Genomic DNA, 15,280 nt, shown 5'->3' on the forward strand with positions numbered 1-15,280 from the left:
CGTCAAGGCAGCAGCACCATGCTGTCGCCGAATTCATGCCAGAGCATGCGGTGCTCGACTGCGGCGGTGTAGGCGGCGTCGACGAGTTCCTTGCCGGCCACCGCTTCCAGTAGCTGCAGGTGGCTCGAGTCCGGATCGTGCAGCCCGGTGATCAGGCCGGACACCACATGAGCCGGCCGGTGTGGGCCCAGGATCAGGTCCGTCCACCCCTGCGCGGGTCGAGCGACACCGTCGACCACAGCGGATTCCAGCGCGCGCACGACGGTCGTCCCGACCGCGATCACCCGATGTCCGTTCGCGCGGGTCATCGCGGCCAGTCGTGCGGTGGATTCCGGAACGGCGTACTGCTCGGGGATCGGCGGTTCGTGCGCCTCCGGGCTCGATACTCCGGAATGCAGCAGAACCGGTGCCACCGTCACGCCGCGGGCCATCAGACGCACCAGGATCTCGTGGGTGAACGGCCTGCCCGCGCTCGGCATCTCGGCGCTGCCCGGCTCGGTCGCGTAGACCGTTTGATACGCCGACAACGGGAAGTTCTCCGTGACGTAGCCGTAGGTGATGGGACGCCCGTACGCGCAGAGGTAGTCGATCCGCCGCATCTCGGGTGTCGTCGACGCTCTCCAGAGCCTGGACTTCAGCGCGTTCATGTCGGGATAAGGCCAGGTCAGCTTGAGCAGCACGCCGCCGGGCAGCTGCACGTGCTCGCCAGGAGCGGCGTCGTCCTGCCAGCCCATGCCGTCGGGCCTGCGCAGCTCGACGACCCAGTCACCGTCCTCCAGCTCTCCGGCGATGTGTACCGGCAGCGTCCGTCCCCGGTATTGACCGTCGACCGCCGCAGGGAGTGTGCCCGAGGTGTTGACCACCAGCAGGTCGCCGGGCTCCAACCACCTGGGCAGGTCTCGGAATCGGGTCAGCGCACGTCGGGACGGAGTGGCAACGAGAAGACGCACGTCGTCCCGGTCGAAGCCCCGCCACTCGGGCGGCGACGTCGCTTCTGAGGCTTCGGGTACGACGAAGCGGGTCATGACGTCACCGCCGCGGGCAGCTCGGCCGCACAGTAGCGGCCGCTGGGCAGTGTGCTGTCGATCAGCGGCAAAAGTGTTGCGGCCACGGCGGCCGGGTCTTCCCGGTCGGAGATGTCCTCGCCGGGGAAGGCCGCCTGGTGCATGGCGGTGTTCATGTCGCCCGGGTCGACCGCATACACCCGCAGGTCGGGCTCCTCCTCGCTCAGCACGGCCGACACGTGGTCCAGCGCGGCCTTGCTCGCGCCGTAGTTGCCCCAGCCGGGGTACGCCTCCACCGCGGCGTCCGAGCTGATGTTGACGACGCGCCCGGCGTTGGCGCGGAGCTGGGGGAGGAGAGCCGACGTCAGCAGTACCGGAGCGACGACATTCACGTCGAAGATCCGGCGCAGGTGATCAGCGGTGACCGCGCCGAGCTTGGCCGCCGGAAGCGACGGGCTCGGCCCGAGTTCGCTGGCGTTGTTCACCAGTAACCGGGCGCCGCCCTTCGCTCGGGCAGTCTCGGCCAGCTCGGCGCGATGGTCGGCGTCGGAGACATCTCCCGGGACGGCTGTGATCAACTCGCGCGGAAATCGAGCGATCGCGTCCGACAGTCGCGTCGCGTTGCGCGCGTCGGCGATCACGTGCCATCCGCGGCTGGTCAGGGTGGCGGTCAGTGCGAGGCCGAGGCCCGCCGACGCGCCGGTGACGACGGCCACCGGCGGGTGCGGCGATGTGGAATGTGCCATGCCTCCATCGTGAAACCTCGAGTTAACTCGAGGTCAAGAAGCAGCGTGCAGGTTTTTTGCCGTCGGCGAGGTCGGCACCGTCGAGGGGTCGGGATAGGTGCCCAGTACCCGGTCCGCCGTCCCGCTGGTGGTGACGGTGAACCAGTAGTGCTCGTTCTTGTAGTGGTGCCGCCGGTGGTTACGCCACACCGCGCGGAAGAGCCGGCCGCGCGGCTTGTAGTCGCTGTGGATCAGAAAGTGCGTCCATTCGTAACCCAGGCCCAGGGTGAACACCCCGACGATGAACGTCAGGCCCATGCCCGCGGTCGGGAAGGCGAGCAGCCCGATGGCGACGGTCCCGGCGATCAGCCAGATGAGCGCCTGCCACGGGATGAAGATCAGCGGCACATTCCGCGGATCGGCGTGATGTTCGCGATGTTTGCGGGCCAGCAGCGAATCGATCTTGATCGGACCCAGCTTCCGCGGCTTCCAGTGCAGGACCACCACGTGCACGACCCACTCGAAGAAGGGGAAGACGGCGAGCATGATCGCCGGCACGAGCGCGTCGTTCCACGTCCAGTCGCCGACGACGATGCGGGCGGTCACCGCGGCGACCAGGGACGTGCCGATCATCCACGGCGACGGATTGCACCAGAAGATGCCTGCGGCCTCGCCCAGTGTGATCGTCTTGCGTGAACGCCGCAGCGACTCCTCGTCCGCACGCACGCGAGTGTTGGCTTCCGATTCGACATTCATGATTGCTCCAGTTGACGCAGGGCGGTGAACATGCGCTCGGTTGCCGGGGTCAGCAGGTCGACGGCGAGTTCTCGGGCCTTACGGGCGTCGCCTGCCGTCACGGCGTCGGCCAGGGCGCGGTAGGCGTCGACCCGGTCGACCTCGGCCGCCATGACCGCGGTCAAGGCCTCCATCGTGGGCAGGTACGCCGCCCGCAACCCGTTGAACATCAGGCGGAACACGATCGACGAAGCACCTTCGACCAGCAGGTCCCAGAAGTCGAGGGCGCGATGCTGGCGGCGCACCGGGTCGTCGTCCGACTCCAGTTCGGCGATCGCGGCGCCGAGCCGGTCGGCCAGCTTCGAGCCGGAGCGCTCGGCGGCCAGTTCGGCGATCTTCGGGGCGATGTGCAGCCGGGCCTCCATGATGCTGCGAACCACGCTGACGTCGATGTCGCCACCGGGCATCAACAGCCGGGGCAGCAGGTCGAGGCCTGCGTGCTTGCGGTAATCCAACACCGTCGTGCTCTCGCCCTGGCGGACGTCGACCAACTTCGCCTGCGCCATGCGCTGGAGTGCCTCGCGCACCGCGGGCCGGGAGACGCCGAGGGCTTCGGCGAGCTTGCGTTCACTGGGGAGCGGTTCACCGGGGGAGAGCGTGCCCTGAACCATCTCGGCCAGCAGGCGTTCGAAGACCTCGTCCGGGACCGAGCGCCGGGAGATCGGCTGTAAATCCATGCGAGGCACGATAAGGCGCTGGTCGGCAGAGGTCAAGTGGTCAGACCAGTCTGTGCGGGAGTTCCACACCACGGTTCGGTGGGTGTCCGGCGCCGCGACTCGCGGGCTCGCCTGCGCACGGGCTTTCCCGACGCCCGGTTGCGCATAACTTCGCAGGCCGCTGCAGCGAAGACTGGGTGCCAGGGGGTGAGTCGAGGAGCAAGTGATGTCAGACCACACCATGCAACGACTGACCTTGGACGAGCTGCGCACGAGGTTCCACGGCAGCCTGCACACGCAGGACGACCCGGGCTACGACGAGGCCAGGATCATCTTCAACGCGGCCGTCGAGTCCCGGCCACGCCTGATCGCCGAATGCACCGACGTCGACGATGTGCGCACCGTGCTGCACTACGCCCGCGGCAACGGGCTGGACATCGCCGTCCGTGGAGGTGGTCACAGCGTCGCCGGAGCCAGCCTGGTCGACGACGGCGTGGTGATCGACCTGCGCGGGCTCAACGACGTCAGCGTGGCCCCGGAGGCCAGGACGGTCACCGTGGGCGGCGGCACCATCTGGGGTGAGATGGACCGGGCCACCGCGGAGCACGGTTTGGTGACCACCGGCGGCCGGGTGTCGACCACCGGGGTGGCGGGGCTGACGCTGGGTGGCGGATCGGGCTGGGTCGAACGAGCCTATGGGCTGGCCTGCGACAATCTGCTGGAGGTCGAGCTCATGACGGCCGACGGCAGCATGCTGCGCGCCAGCGAGTCGGAGAACCGCGCCTTGTTCTGGGCGCTGCACGGCGGCGGCGGCAACTTCGGCATCGCGACCTCGTTGACGTTCCAGCTTCACCCGCTCGACCGCTTCAGCATCGCGCTGCTGGTGTGGCCGAAGGAACAAGGCCGCGAGGTGATCGCCGAGTACCGGGATTTCGTCGAGTCCGCGCCGGATGCCGTCGGTGGCGGGGCCCTGTACTGCACCGGCGTGCCGGACGAACCATTTCCTGAGCGTCTGGCCGGCAAGCTCTGCTGCCTGACGCTGGTCACCTACCTCGGCTCCGAGCCCCAGCTGCGGGCACTGCTCGGCGGATTGCTCCGGCACCGCCCGGCCGGAGAGCTGATCACCGAGATCCCGTACGTGGATCTGCAGTGCATGCTCGACGACCCACCCGGCTACCGGAACTACTGGTCGGCCGACCACCTCGGTGCACTGCCGGACGAGGCGATCGACCGCTTCTGTGCGACGGCCGAACTGATGGTGGTGCCCTCGCCGTCGCAGCACGCCCTGTTGCCGTGGGGCGGAGCAGTGGCACGCAACGCGGAAAGTGGCACGGTGATCAACCGCGATGCACCGTGGGTGGTGCACCCGCTCGGGCTGTGGGAGGACCCGGCCGACGATCAGCGAGCCCGTGACTGGGCCAAGGCCACGGCCGACGAGCTGCGGCCGTGGATGACCGGCGACGTCTACCTGAACTTCATCGGAGACGAAGGCGCCGATCGGATCGTGGCCGGCTTCGGCAGAACGAACTACGAACGGCTGGCCAGGATCAAGGCGGCCTACGACCCGGACAACGTGTTCAACCGCTGGCACAACGTCCTGCCCGCCGGGCGGAGGTCAGGCGTGGGCGCTTGACCGATCGCTGTGGAGAGCCGGGGAGCAGCCGCGCAGCCACGCGGTCCGTTCAGAGCTTGACCGGGTAGTGCGGCTCCGGCACCTCGGGCTTGATCCGGTTCTCGACGAAAATGCCGTGCCAGAGCATGAACACCAGCAGCGCCCACAGCTGACGGCTGCGGTCGTGCGGCCCCGTCCGGTGCTCCTCGAGCAGCCCGCGCACGGCCTGCTTGTCCAGCAGTTCGTCCGTGCCGGACTCGGTGATGATGCGGCGCGCCCAGTCGTACATCTCGTCGCGCAGCCAGTGCCGGATCGGCACCGGGAAGCCGAGCTTCCGCCGGTTCAGCACATGCGCAGGCACGATCTCCGCGAGCGCCCGGCGCAGCGCGTGCTTGGTGGTCTCCTTGGTGATCTTCTCCTCGAGCGGGATGGTCGACGCCACCCGGAACACCTCGGCGTCCAGGAACGGCACGCGCAGCTCGAGCGAGTTCGCCATGGTCATCTTGTCGGCCTTGACCAGGATGTCGCCGCGCAGCCAGGTGAACAGGTCGACGTGCTGCATGCGCGCCACCGGGTCCCAGCCTTCCGACTGGCGGTACGGCTCCGCCGTCACGTCGGCATGCCCGACCCCGTCGGTGAACGTGCGCAGCACCCGGCGGAGCTGGTCGTCACGGAAGATCCGGGCGTTGCCGTAGTAGCGCTCCTCGAGCGTGAGCGAGCCGCGCCGCAGGAGGTCCTTGCCCTTGGTGCCCTCCGGGATGCGCTGCGAGACCTTGCCGAGCGCGCGTCGCAGCGCACCGGGAACCTTCTCGAACGCGCGCAGCGAGATCGGCTCGCGGTAGATGGTGTAGCCGCCGAACAGCTCGTCGGAGCCTTCGCCGGAGAGCACGACCTTGACGTGCTTGCGGGCCTCCCGCGCGATGAACCACAGCGGCACCAGCGCCGGGTCGGCGACCGGGTCGTCCAGGTACCAGACGATCAGCGGCAACGCGTCCATCATTTCCTCGGCGCTGACCGTGCGGACCACGTGCTTGACACCGATCGCCGCGGCGGACTCCGCGGCCACGTCGACCTCGGAATAGCCTTCCCGCTCGAACCCGGTGGTGAACGTGATCAGGTCCGGGTTGTGTTCCTTGGCCAGCGCCGCGATCGCGGTGGAGTCGATACCGCCGGACAAGAACGACCCGACGGTCACGTCGGCCCGCATGTGCTTGGCGACCGAGTCGCGCATGACGTCGGCGATGCGGTGATGCAGTTCGGCCGGGTCGGACACCGGTGTGGCGTTGAACACGGGGTTGAAGTACCGCCGGATCTCCGGCTTCTCACCCGGCCGCACCGTGAACAAGCATCCGGACTCGACCCGGCGGATCGCGGTGTGCAGCGTCTCCGGCTCCGGCACGTACTGCAGCACCAGGTAGTGCTGCAGCGCCGTGCGATCCAGTTCTTCGGAGAGCCCGAGCCGGCCGGCCAGCTCGAGCAGCGACTTCTTCTCGCTGGCGAACGCGGCACCGCCCGGTCCGACGGCGTAGAACAGCGGCTTGATGCCGAACGGGTCGCGCGCGCCGAACACGGTGCGCTTCTCGGCGTCCCAGATCAGGAACGCGAACATCCCGCGCAGCCGGGTCACCGCGTCCTCACCCCAGTAGTGATAGGCCGCGACGATGGCTTCGCTGTCACCTTCGGTGTGGAACCGCGCACCGTGCTTGTCGGCCAGTTCGGCCCGCAGCTCGACGTAGTTGTAGATCTCGCCGTTGAACAGCAGGGTGTAGCGCTCCGGCGACTCGGGCGGGCCCCAGGTCAGCGGCTGGTGCGAGTGCTCGACGTCGATGATGGACAGCCGGTTGAAGCCGAACACCACCTCGGCGTCGGACCACGTCCGGTTCTCGTCCGGGCCTCGGTGCCGCTGGCAGTGCATCGCAGCCGACACCACCGGCCGCGCCTCGGCGGCGCCATCCTTGCTGGTACAGATCAGTCCGAGCAGGCCGCACACGCTTCGTCCCACACTCCCAACGCCATGGCGAAAAGCTGTCAATGAAGTATGCCCGCTCACAAACGTGGGCAAGCCGCACGCCCCACCGAGGCCGCATCTGGGATATTCGGCTAGGCTCCCGATTGATCCACCGTAGGTACCGTTAGACACCTGAATCAGGAGGCGCGGCGTGCGGACCAGCAGAGTCGCCACAGTCGCCGGGCTGGCAGGGCTGCTTGCCTTGACCGTGACCGGCTGCTCGGCCGACGAGGTGCTCCGATTCGGCTGGCCGGAAGGCATCACGCCGGAGGCCCACTCGATGCGTCAGCTGTGGACCTGGTCGGTCATCGCGGCTCTGGCCGTGGGTGTGCTGGTCTGGGGCCTGCTGATCTGGTCGGTGACGTTCCACCGGAAGAAGAAGGGCGACAAGGAGTTCCCGCGGCAGTTCCAGTACAACGTGCCGCTGGAGCTGTTCGCCGTCGGTCTGCCCACCGTCATGGTGTGCGCCCTGTTCTACTTCACGGTCTCGACCGAAACCGACGTGGTACGCAGCGAGAAGCCGAATCCGGACGTCACCGTCGACGTGGTGGCCTTCCAGTGGAACTGGGAGTTCCGCTACCAGGGTGAGGAGACGCCGGACGGCGAGGTGGTGCGTACCACCGGTAGCTCGTCGGAGATCCCGCTGTTGGTCGTGCCGACCGACCGCAGGATCCAGTTCAACCTCCGCTCCACGGACGTCATCCACGCGTTCTGGGTGCCGGAGCTGCTGTTCAAGCGCGACGTCATGCCGCAGCCGGAGCGCAACAACCAGGACCACACGTTCCAGATCACCAAGATCGATCGGGAAGGTGCGTTCGTCGGGCGCTGCGCCGAGTTGTGCGGTACCTACCACGCGGTGATGAACTTCGAGTTGCGAGCACTGTCGCCGGACAAGTACGACCAGTACATGCAGCTGCGCCGTTCGGTGAACCAGGAGACCGGCCAGCCGTACACCGCCGCCGAAGCGCTGGAGGAGATGGACTGCGGCGAGCTGTGCAGCCCGACTGCCACGTCCACCAAGCCGTTCAACACCGACCGCCTCGCCCGTACGGCTTCGGGCTGAGTGAACCGAGCCAGGAGAAGGATCCGACATGAAGGTCGAAGCACGGGTCTTCGAAATCGTTACGGTCTTCGCGTTCTTCATCGCGGCGGTCTACGGCGTGGCCACCGAGCTGTGGACCGAGGACGGGATCGAGCCGGTCGGTGTGGTCGCCCTGCTCCTCACCGGTGGGCTGGCGCTGCTGGCGGGCAGCTACTTCCGGTTCGTCGCCCGGCGCATCTCGGCCCGTCCGGAGGACGACGACGAGGCCGAGGTCAGTGACGGAGCGGGCGAGCTGGGCTTCTTCAGCCCGGGCAGCTACTGGCCGGTCGGCGTGGCCGCATCCGCCGCCGTCACCGGTGTCGCGCTGGCGTTCTTCGATCCGTGGCTGATCGCGATCGGCATCGGACTGGTGCTGCTCAGCGTCGGCGGGCTGGTGTTCGAGTACCACCGCGGCAGCCCGCGTGCGGGAACGCCCAACGACTGATCTTTCCGGTCGCGGTGAGCGTGGCGCGTGTGCCACGCTCACCGGTGTGACCGATTCCGTTGCGCCCCAGCTCGAGCCGTTGGCGAGACTGGCCGAGTCTGTCGCCGATGCGTCCATTCGCACGGTCGTGCTCGTCGAGGGGCGGAGTGATCAGGCGGCCGTCGAGGCCGTCGCGGAGCGCTGTGGCCTGGACCCAGCGGCGAGCGGCTTTCTGGTTGCGCCGATGCAGGGGGCCTCGAACCTCGGTCGGTTTCTCGATTTTCTCGGATCCATCGATCTACGCGTTCTCGTCTTGGGCGATGCCGCGGAGGCGCCCGGTATGCACCGCTGCCTTGCGGGTGCCGGTGTGCCGGAGTCAGCGCTGTACGTGTGCGTACCCGACCTGGAGGCCGAGCTCATCGCCGCGCTGGGTGCCGACCGGGTGCAAGAGCTGGTCGTCGAGAACGGGGACGGCCGGGCGTTCCGGTCGCTGCAGCGACAGCCCGAGTGGCGTGACCGGCCACTGGAGGACCAGCTGCGCCGATTCTTCGGCAGCGGTTCGGGACGCAAACTGCGCTATGCGCGTGTGCTCGCCGGCCAGCTGACGCGTGAGCGCATGCCGAAACCACTTCGTGATGTGGTGCGGACGCTGGAGAACTAGCTCGCCAGCGAGCTGGACAGACTGACCCAGCGATCCAGCAGCTGCGCGGCGGCCCCCGAGTCGATCGCCTCGGCCGCTCGCTTGATCCCTGCCGCGATGTCGTCGGTCAGCGAACCGGAGAACCCGGTGAACGCCGCGAGCGCGGCACCGGAGTTGAGCAGGACCGCGTCCCGCACCGGGCTTTTCTCGCCGGCCACCAGCGCGCGGACGACGTCGGCGTTCTGCCGGGCGTCACCACCGCGCAGATCCTCGGCGGTGGCGCGCTCGATACCCACGTCGCGCGGATCCAGCGAGTGCTTGGTCACAGTCTCACCGGCGACCTGCCACACCGTGCTGGTCGTCGTGGTCGTCAGCTCGTCCAGGCCGTCGTCGCCACGCACCACCAGGGCGTTGGCGTTGCGGGCGGCGAAGACGTGCGCGATCACTTCCAGCTTGTCGGGGTAGGCACAGCCCACCAGGCCGGCGGTCGGCTGGGCCGGGTTGGTCAGCGGCCCGAGCAGGTTGAAGATCGTCGGAATGCCCAGCTCACGACGGGTCGGGCCGGCGAATTTCAGTGCCGGGTGGAACACCGGGGCGAAGCAGAACCCGATGCCGAGCTCGGTGACGCAGCGGGCCACGGCGTCCGGTTCGAGCACGGCGGCGACCCCGAGCGCCTCCAGCACATCGGCCGCGCCGCACTTCGACGACGCCGACCGGTTGCCGTGCTTGACCACCGGCGCCCCCGCGGCCGCGGTGACGATCGCGCTCATCGTGGAGATGTTCACCGAGCCGGAGCGATCGCCACCGGTGCCGACGATGTCCACCGCCGGTCCGGCGACGTCGAGCCGCCGAGCGTTGGCCAGCATGCCGTCGGCCATGCCCACGACCTCGTCCGGTGTCTCGCCCTTGGCGCGCAACCCCACGGCCAGCGCGGCGATCTGCGACGGCGTCGCCTCGCCGGACATCACCTGGTCCATCGCCCACGCCGTCTCGCGCGAGCTCAGGTTCTCGCCGGCCACCAGGCGATTGAGCAGATTCGGCCAGGTGTGAGAGCTCATCGCGCCAGGCCTTTACTGCGCCCGGACGGCGGGGACCCGGTGCGCACGCAGGACGTCGGCGACGGTGTCGGCTGCGGCGATCGGGTCCAACGGATGCACGATCACGGCGTCCGCCTGCGACCAGGTGGCCAGCCACCGGTCGTCCTTGCGTCGCACCGCGATGACGATCGGGGGGCAGTCGGTGAGCTCGTTCTTCAACTGCCTGCACAGGCCCATGCCGCCGTTCGGCTGCGCCTCGCCGTCCAGGATCGCCAAGTCGATGCCGCCTGCGTCACATTCGGCGATCACGTCGGCGACCTTGTCCACTTCCACGTAGGTGATCCGGCCAAGATCGCTCGCCGGACGACGCCCGACGGCGGTGATGATCGACTCGCGTACCTGGGGCTTGTGGCTGTACACCAGGACAGTCCGCACCTCGCTGGTCATGCCACAGACTGTAGCCCGTCGGGTGAGCCAGCCAACACACAGCTACCCGGGGGCGCGAGGTCGGGCCCGAAGGGACATAATGCAGGCGTGACTACGGCAGCCCCAACGATCAGCCAGCGCGTGCACTCGCTGAACCGGCCCAACATGGTCAGCGTCGGCACGATCGTCTGGCTCTCCAGTGAGCTGATGTTCTTCGCCGGGCTCTTCGCGATGTTCTTCACCGTGAAGGCCCAGAACACCGCAGAGAACTGGCCGCCGAACCCGCCTGGGTGGACCGAGGCAGAGCCGTTCGTGCTCAACCTCCCGTGGGCGCTGCCGTTCACCATCATCCTGGTCGCCTCGTCGTTCACCTGCCAGCTCGGCGTGTTCGCCGCCGAGAAGGGTGACGTTTTCGGGCTGCGCCGCTGGTACCTGCTGACCCTGTTCATGGGCGCGGTGTTCCTGTTCGGCCAGGTCTACGAGTACTTCCAGCTCGTCGACGAGGGTGTGACGCTGCAAGCCAACGGCTTCGGCACCGTCTTCTACCTGACCACCGGGTTCCACGGTCTGCACGTGCTCGGCGGTCTGATCGCCTTCGTCTTCCTGCTCATCCGCACCAAGATGAGCAAGTTCACACCGGCACAAGCCACGTCCGCGATCGTGGTGTCGTACTACTGGCACTTCGTCGACATCGTGTGGATCGGCTTGTTCGCGGTGATCTACATCGTGCCGTGACGCACCCGAGGAATTGACAGACAGCCTGCAACGCCCGAACTGACAGCAAGGTGCCGAAGATGACATCTCCGACGCCCCGGGGGACAGACACCGGGGAGAAGGTCTCCCGCATCCGCCGGTTGCGTGCCGGCAAGGCGCGCCGACGGATCGCCGGGCTGCTAGCCCTCGGTCTTGCGCTCATGGTTGCCGGCGGCCTGTACGCGCTGTTCGCGCCAGAGCCGCAGACCGCGCAGGCGGACAGCACACAGTCCGCGCTCGAGCGCAAAGGTGCCGAGGTCTACAACAACACGTGCATCACGTGCCACGGCAAGAACCTCGAGGGTGTCAAGGGACGCGGCCCGAGCCTGGTCGGTATCGGCGAGGCGGCCGTCTACTTCCAGACCTCGACCGGCCGGATGCCGATGGCGCGCCAGGAAGCACAGGCCTCCCGTAAGCCCCCGCGGTTGACGCCGGAGGAGATCGACGCGGTGTCCGCCTACGTGCAGTCGCAGGGCGGCGGCGTGGAACGTCCGAAGGAGAAGGGCGAGGCGCTGCGCGGCGACAACCCGGCCCGCGGTGGCGAGCTGTTCCGCCTCAACTGCGCGTCGTGCCACAACTTCACCGGCAAGGGCGGTGCGCTCTCGTCGGGCAAGTACGCACCGCCGTTGGCGCCGGCGAGCGAGGAGCAGCTGTACACCGCGATGGCCACCGGTCCGCAGAACATGCCGAAGTTCTCCGACCGGCAGCTGTCGCCGGAGGAGAAGAAGGACATCATCGCCTTCGTCAAGTCGGTCAACTACGGCAACAACAACCCGGGCGGCATGTCGCTCGGCGGTTGGGGGCCGTGGTCCGAAGGCATCGTCGCCTGGGTCGTCGGGATCGCCGCCATCGTCGGCGTGACCCTGTGGATTGGATCGAGGGCTGGGCATGAGTAGCGAGAACGAGGAGCGGTTGCCCACCGCCGCCGAACTGGCCGAGATGGATCGCGACGAGCTGCTCCGCCTCGGTGGCAAGCTGGACGGCGTCGAGCTGGTGGAGTACCCCGACCCGTGGCCGGTGGAGGGCACCAGGGCGGAGAAGCGGGCCGCGCGCGGCGTCACGATGACGTTCCTGCTGGGAGCGCTGCTCGGTGTGGCGTTCCTCGCGGTGATGCTGTGGTGGCCGTGGAAGTACCAGCCGCCGACGAACGAGGACGGCGAGTTCTGGTACAGCCTGTACACCCCGCTGCTGGGCATCACGCTCGGCGGGGCGGTGCTGTGCTTCGCGTTCGGCGTGCTGCTGTACACCCGCCGCTTCGTCCCGCACGAGCTGGCGGTGCAGGAGCGTGGCGACAACCTGGGCGCCGGGTCGGACGAGGTTCACCGGCAGACGTTCCTGGCGCACGTCACCGACGCCGGTGCGCGCAGCACCATCGGGCGTCGCAAGGCGATCCTGGGCAGCGCCGGTCTGGGCGTCGGCGTGCTCGGCCTCGGTGCCGCGGTGCTGCCGGCCATCGGTTTCGTCAAGAACCCGTGGGCGAAGGATCAGGACCCGCGCGACACGCTGGCGCACACCGGCTGGATGCCGGTCAACGGCGAGAAGGTCTACCTGCGGCGCAACACCGGCCACCCGCACGAGGTCGTGCTGGTCAAGCCGGAGGACCTGGACGCAGGCGCGATGGAGACGGTCTTCCCGTTCCGGGAGTCCGAGCGCAACGACCCCGAGGCGCTGTCCAAGGCGCTCAAGCGGGTGGACAACCCGGTCATGCTGATCCGGCTGCGGCCGGAGGACGCGGCCCGGGTGGTCAAGCGCAAGGGCCAGGAGGACTTCAACTACGGCGACTACTACGCCTACACCAAGATCTGCAGCCACGTCGGATGCCCGACGTCGCTGTACGAACAACGCACGAACCGGATCCTGTGCCCGTGCCACCAGTCGCAGTTCGACGCACTGCACTACGCCAAGCCGATTTTCGGCCCGGCCACCAGGGCACTGGCGCAATTGCCCATCACGGTGGATCCTGAAACTGGTTACTTGATGGCCAAAGGCGACTTCATCGAGCCGATCGGGCCCGCGTACTGGGAGCGTGAGTCATGAGCGAGTTGACGACTCCGACACGGGGCGACTCGCTGGTCAAGAAGCTGGCCGGCAGGCAGCTGGACGAAGTGGACAAGCGCTACCGTGCGGCCAAGGGCATCCGGCATCAGCTGAACAAGGTCTTCCCGACCCACTGGTCGTTCCTGCTGGGCGAGGTCGCGCTGTACAGCTTCATCGTCCTGTTGCTGTCCGGCGTGTACCTGACGTTGTTCTTCGACCCCTCGATGGAGGAGGTCGTCTACGACGGCAGCTTCACCAACCTCAAGGGCGTGGAGATGTCCCGCGCCTTCGAGACCACGCTGAACATCTCGTTCGACGTGCGGGGCGGCCTGCTGATCCGGCAGATCCACCACTGGGCGGCGCTGATCTTCGTGGCGGCGATGTTCGTCCACATGCTCCGCGTGTTCTTCACCGGCGCGTTCCGCCGCCCGCGCGAGGCCAACTGGGTGATCGGCGCCCTGCTGCTCATCCTGGGTATGTTCGAGGGCTTCTTCGGCTACTCGCTGCCGGACGACCTGCTGTCCGGTACCGGCCTGCGCGCCACCATGTCCGGCATCGTGCTCTCCACGCCGGTGATCGGTACGTGGTTGCACTGGGCGTTGTTCGGCGGTGAGTTCCCGGGCAACGAGATCATCCCGCGGCTGTACACGCTGCACATCCTGTTGATCCCGGGCATCATGCTCGCGCTCGTGGCGGTCCACCTGGGCTTGGTGTGGTACCAGAAGCACACCCAGTTCCCCGGCGTCCGCCGCACCGAGAGCAACGTGGTCGGCGTGCGGATCATGCCGTACTTCGCGCTGAAGGCCAGCTCGTTCTTCCTGGTCGTCACCGGCGTGATCGTCCTGCTGTCCGGCCTGTTCCAGATCAACCCGGTGTGGAACATCGGCCCGTATCTGACCTCGCAGGTGTCGGCGGGTTCGCAGCCCGACTGGTACCTGGCGTGGGCGGACGGCATCCTGCGTATCTGGCCCGCCTGGGAGCTGTATCTCGGGCCGTACACGATTCCGCCGGTGTTCTTCGCCGGTGCGGTCGGTATGCCGATCCTGTTCGGTCTGCTGATCGCCTACCCGTGGATAGAACGAAAGTTCAGCAAGGACTACGCGCACCACAACTTGCTGCAGCGTCCGCGTGACGTTCCGGTCCGCACGGGTATCGGCGTGATGGCGCTGACGTTCATGAGCGTGCTGGAGATCTCCGGCTTCAACGACATCATCGCGTTCACGTTCGACATCTCGCTGAACGCGATGACCTGGATCGGCCGGATCGGTCTGCTGGTGTTGCCACCGATCGCCTACTACGTCACCTATCGGATCTGCCTCGGCTTGCAGCGCGCGGACCGTGAGGTGCTCGAGCACGGCGTGGAGACCGGCATCATCAAGCGGACGCCGGAAGGTGCGTTCATCGAGATCCACCAGCCGCTGGGCCCGGTGGACGAGCACGGTCACCCGATCCCGCTGGAGTACCAGGGTGCCCCGGTGCCGAAGAAGATGAACGAGCTCGGCTTCGCGGGCAAGCCGGTGGCCGGCACGTTGCTGACGCCGGACCCGCCGGAGGAGACCGCCGCGTTGGAGCGGGCGCGCGCCGAGCAGCACGGCAACGGCCGGGCCGCGATCACTTCGGGCAACGGCCAGGTGACCGAGTCGGAGCGCGAAGAGGTCGAGACGCGCTCGACGTAACCAACCTGATCGACGAAGGCGGCGTGCCGGGTGACCGGCACGCCGCCTTCGTTGTATGGGGCGTCGGTGCTCGGAGTCGGCGTTGTGCTGCGAGTCGCTGTTGGGAGCTGCGGTACGGCTGCCTGGTTCACCGACGCGTGGTGCTGACACGGCCCGCGCCGAAGCGCGGTGGGGTGCCTCAGCTGGGACGGCTGTTGGCTCTGGCCTGGGGCGCTGGTTGCCTCGGGTGGGACGACTGTGGGCTCCGACTGGGGCGCTGGTTGCCTCGGGTGGGACGCCTGTGGGCTCCGACTGGGGCGCTGGTTGCCTCGGGTGGGACGCCTGTGGGCTCCGACTGGGGCGCTGGTTGTCTCGAGCGAGACGCCGGTGGCTCTGGACTGGAGCGCTGGGAACCTCAGACAAGACG

At 67.9% G+C, this 15,280-nt stretch carries 15 protein-coding genes; 8 read left to right on the forward strand and 7 right to left on the reverse strand.

The window, feature by feature from the left end; genetic code table 11:
- Positions 1 to 2 precede the first annotated feature (2 nt).
- The 4 genes from YWM_RS0108375 to YWM_RS0108390 are packed head-to-tail and all read right to left on the reverse strand — an operon-like array spanning position 3 to position 3,201.
- On the reverse strand, positions 3 to 1,025 hold the full coding sequence (locus tag YWM_RS0108375; protein ID WP_028850350.1) for an S-adenosylmethionine:tRNA ribosyltransferase-isomerase: 1,023 nt from the start codon (positions 1,023 to 1,025) through the stop codon (positions 3 to 5).
- On the reverse strand, positions 1,022 to 1,750 hold the full coding sequence (locus tag YWM_RS0108380) for an SDR family NAD(P)-dependent oxidoreductase (protein WP_028850351.1): 729 nt from the start codon (positions 1,748 to 1,750) through the stop codon (positions 1,022 to 1,024). The genes YWM_RS0108375 and YWM_RS0108380 overlap by 4 nt, the downstream gene beginning before the upstream one ends.
- 33 nt (positions 1,751 to 1,783) lie before the next feature.
- Positions 1,784 to 2,485: a sterol desaturase family protein gene (locus YWM_RS0108385; protein WP_052344678.1), complete on the reverse strand. Its 702-nt coding sequence runs from the start codon at positions 2,483 to 2,485 to the stop codon at positions 1,784 to 1,786.
- On the reverse strand, positions 2,482 to 3,201 hold the full coding sequence (locus tag YWM_RS0108390) for a FadR/GntR family transcriptional regulator (RefSeq protein WP_028850353.1): 720 nt from the start codon (positions 3,199 to 3,201) through the stop codon (positions 2,482 to 2,484). The genes YWM_RS0108385 and YWM_RS0108390 overlap by 4 nt, the downstream gene beginning before the upstream one ends.
- Before the next feature lie 205 nt (positions 3,202 to 3,406).
- Between YWM_RS0108390 and YWM_RS0108395 the strand changes: the two genes are divergently transcribed.
- Complete coding sequence (locus YWM_RS0108395) at positions 3,407 to 4,813, forward strand: FAD-binding oxidoreductase (protein WP_028850354.1); 1,407 nt, start codon at positions 3,407 to 3,409, stop codon at positions 4,811 to 4,813.
- 49 nt (positions 4,814 to 4,862) lie between these two features.
- Here YWM_RS0108395 and asnB read toward each other — a convergent pair whose 3' ends face one another.
- Positions 4,863 to 6,782, reverse strand: coding sequence for an asparagine synthase (glutamine-hydrolyzing) (gene asnB / locus YWM_RS0108400; protein WP_028850355.1), 1,920 nt, complete (start codon positions 6,780 to 6,782; stop codon positions 4,863 to 4,865).
- 169 nt (positions 6,783 to 6,951) lie between these two features.
- On the opposite strand from asnB, the gene ctaC reads away from it, so the two are divergent.
- The 3 genes from ctaC to YWM_RS22710 are packed head-to-tail and all read left to right on the forward strand — an operon-like array spanning position 6,952 to position 8,966.
- Positions 6,952 to 7,863 carry an aa3-type cytochrome oxidase subunit II gene (gene ctaC, locus YWM_RS0108405; protein ID WP_028850356.1) on the forward strand — a complete coding sequence of 304 codons (912 nt, stop codon included), beginning with the start codon at positions 6,952 to 6,954 and terminating at the stop codon, positions 7,861 to 7,863.
- A gap of 28 nt (positions 7,864 to 7,891) precedes the next feature.
- Positions 7,892 to 8,326 (forward strand): cytochrome c oxidase subunit 4, encoded by a 435-nt coding sequence (locus tag YWM_RS0108410; RefSeq protein ID WP_028850357.1) that lies wholly within the window; start codon positions 7,892 to 7,894, stop codon positions 8,324 to 8,326.
- 46 nt (positions 8,327 to 8,372) lie between these two features.
- On the forward strand, positions 8,373 to 8,966 hold the full coding sequence (locus YWM_RS22710; RefSeq protein WP_052344679.1) for a TOPRIM nucleotidyl transferase/hydrolase domain-containing protein: 594 nt from the start codon (positions 8,373 to 8,375) through the stop codon (positions 8,964 to 8,966).
- Here YWM_RS22710 and trpD read toward each other — a convergent pair.
- Together trpD and YWM_RS0108425 are read right to left on the reverse strand one after the other, a co-directional pair.
- Positions 8,963 to 10,003 (reverse strand): anthranilate phosphoribosyltransferase, encoded by a 1,041-nt coding sequence (gene trpD, locus YWM_RS0108420; protein WP_028850358.1) that lies wholly within the window; start codon positions 10,001 to 10,003, stop codon positions 8,963 to 8,965. The genes YWM_RS22710 and trpD overlap by 4 nt on opposite strands.
- 12 nt (positions 10,004 to 10,015) lie before the next feature.
- Positions 10,016 to 10,429: a hypothetical protein gene (locus YWM_RS0108425; protein WP_028850359.1), complete on the reverse strand. Its 414-nt coding sequence runs from the start codon at positions 10,427 to 10,429 to the stop codon at positions 10,016 to 10,018.
- Positions 10,430 to 10,516: 87 nt separating this feature from the next.
- On the opposite strand from YWM_RS0108425, the gene ctaE reads away from it, so the two are divergent.
- Genes ctaE through qcrB form a run of 4 tightly spaced genes read left to right on the forward strand, consistent with a single transcriptional unit; the run spans position 10,517 to position 14,874 of the window.
- Entirely contained in the window at positions 10,517 to 11,143 is a 627-nt protein-coding gene (ctaE, locus tag YWM_RS0108430) for an aa3-type cytochrome oxidase subunit III (protein WP_028850360.1), read from the forward strand.
- A gap of 59 nt (positions 11,144 to 11,202) precedes the next feature.
- Positions 11,203 to 12,057, forward strand: a complete 855-nt coding sequence (gene qcrC / locus YWM_RS0108435) for a cytochrome bc1 complex diheme cytochrome c subunit (protein WP_052344688.1) — start codon at positions 11,203 to 11,205, stop codon at positions 12,055 to 12,057.
- Positions 12,050 to 13,198: a cytochrome bc1 complex Rieske iron-sulfur subunit gene (gene qcrA, locus YWM_RS0108440; RefSeq protein WP_028850362.1), complete on the forward strand. Its 1,149-nt coding sequence runs from the start codon at positions 12,050 to 12,052 to the stop codon at positions 13,196 to 13,198. The genes qcrC and qcrA overlap by 8 nt, the downstream gene beginning before the upstream one ends.
- Positions 13,195 to 14,874 (forward strand): cytochrome bc1 complex cytochrome b subunit, encoded by a 1,680-nt coding sequence (gene qcrB / locus YWM_RS0108445; protein ID WP_028850363.1) that lies wholly within the window; start codon positions 13,195 to 13,197, stop codon positions 14,872 to 14,874. Before qcrA ends, qcrB begins: the two co-directional genes overlap by 4 nt.
- Positions 14,875 to 15,280 lie beyond the last annotated feature (406 nt).

It is taken from the genome of Thermocrispum municipale DSM 44069, from assembly GCF_000427825.1.
GTDB lineage: Bacteria > Actinomycetota > Actinomycetes > Mycobacteriales > Pseudonocardiaceae > Thermocrispum > Thermocrispum municipale.

Bases quoted from the DNA above. Each gene is read 5' to 3' on its own strand.
- qcrA (WP_028850362.1), top strand. From the start codon at position 12,050: ATGAGTAGCGAGAACGAGGAGCGGTTGCCCACCGCCGCCGAACTGGCC.
- YWM_RS0108390 (WP_028850353.1), bottom strand. From the start codon at position 3,201: ATGGATTTACAGCCGATCTCCCGGCGCTCGGTCCCGGACGAGGTCTTC.
- qcrB (WP_028850363.1), top strand. From the start codon at position 13,195: ATGAGCGAGTTGACGACTCCGACACGGGGCGACTCGCTGGTCAAGAAG.
- YWM_RS0108425 (WP_028850359.1), bottom strand. From the start codon at position 10,429: ATGACCAGCGAGGTGCGGACTGTCCTGGTGTACAGCCACAAGCCCCAG.
- YWM_RS0108375 (WP_028850350.1), bottom strand. From the start codon at position 1,025: ATGACCCGCTTCGTCGTACCCGAAGCCTCAGAAGCGACGTCGCCGCCC.
- qcrC (WP_052344688.1), top strand. From the start codon at position 11,203: ATGACATCTCCGACGCCCCGGGGGACAGACACCGGGGAGAAGGTCTCC.
- YWM_RS0108395 (WP_028850354.1), top strand. From the start codon at position 3,407: ATGTCAGACCACACCATGCAACGACTGACCTTGGACGAGCTGCGCACG.
- YWM_RS0108385 (WP_052344678.1), bottom strand. From the start codon at position 2,485: ATGAATGTCGAATCGGAAGCCAACACTCGCGTGCGTGCGGACGAGGAG.
- trpD (WP_028850358.1), bottom strand. From the start codon at position 10,003: ATGAGCTCTCACACCTGGCCGAATCTGCTCAATCGCCTGGTGGCCGGC.
- YWM_RS0108410 (WP_028850357.1), top strand. From the start codon at position 7,892: ATGAAGGTCGAAGCACGGGTCTTCGAAATCGTTACGGTCTTCGCGTTC.
- YWM_RS0108380 (WP_028850351.1), bottom strand. From the start codon at position 1,750: ATGGCACATTCCACATCGCCGCACCCGCCGGTGGCCGTCGTCACCGGC.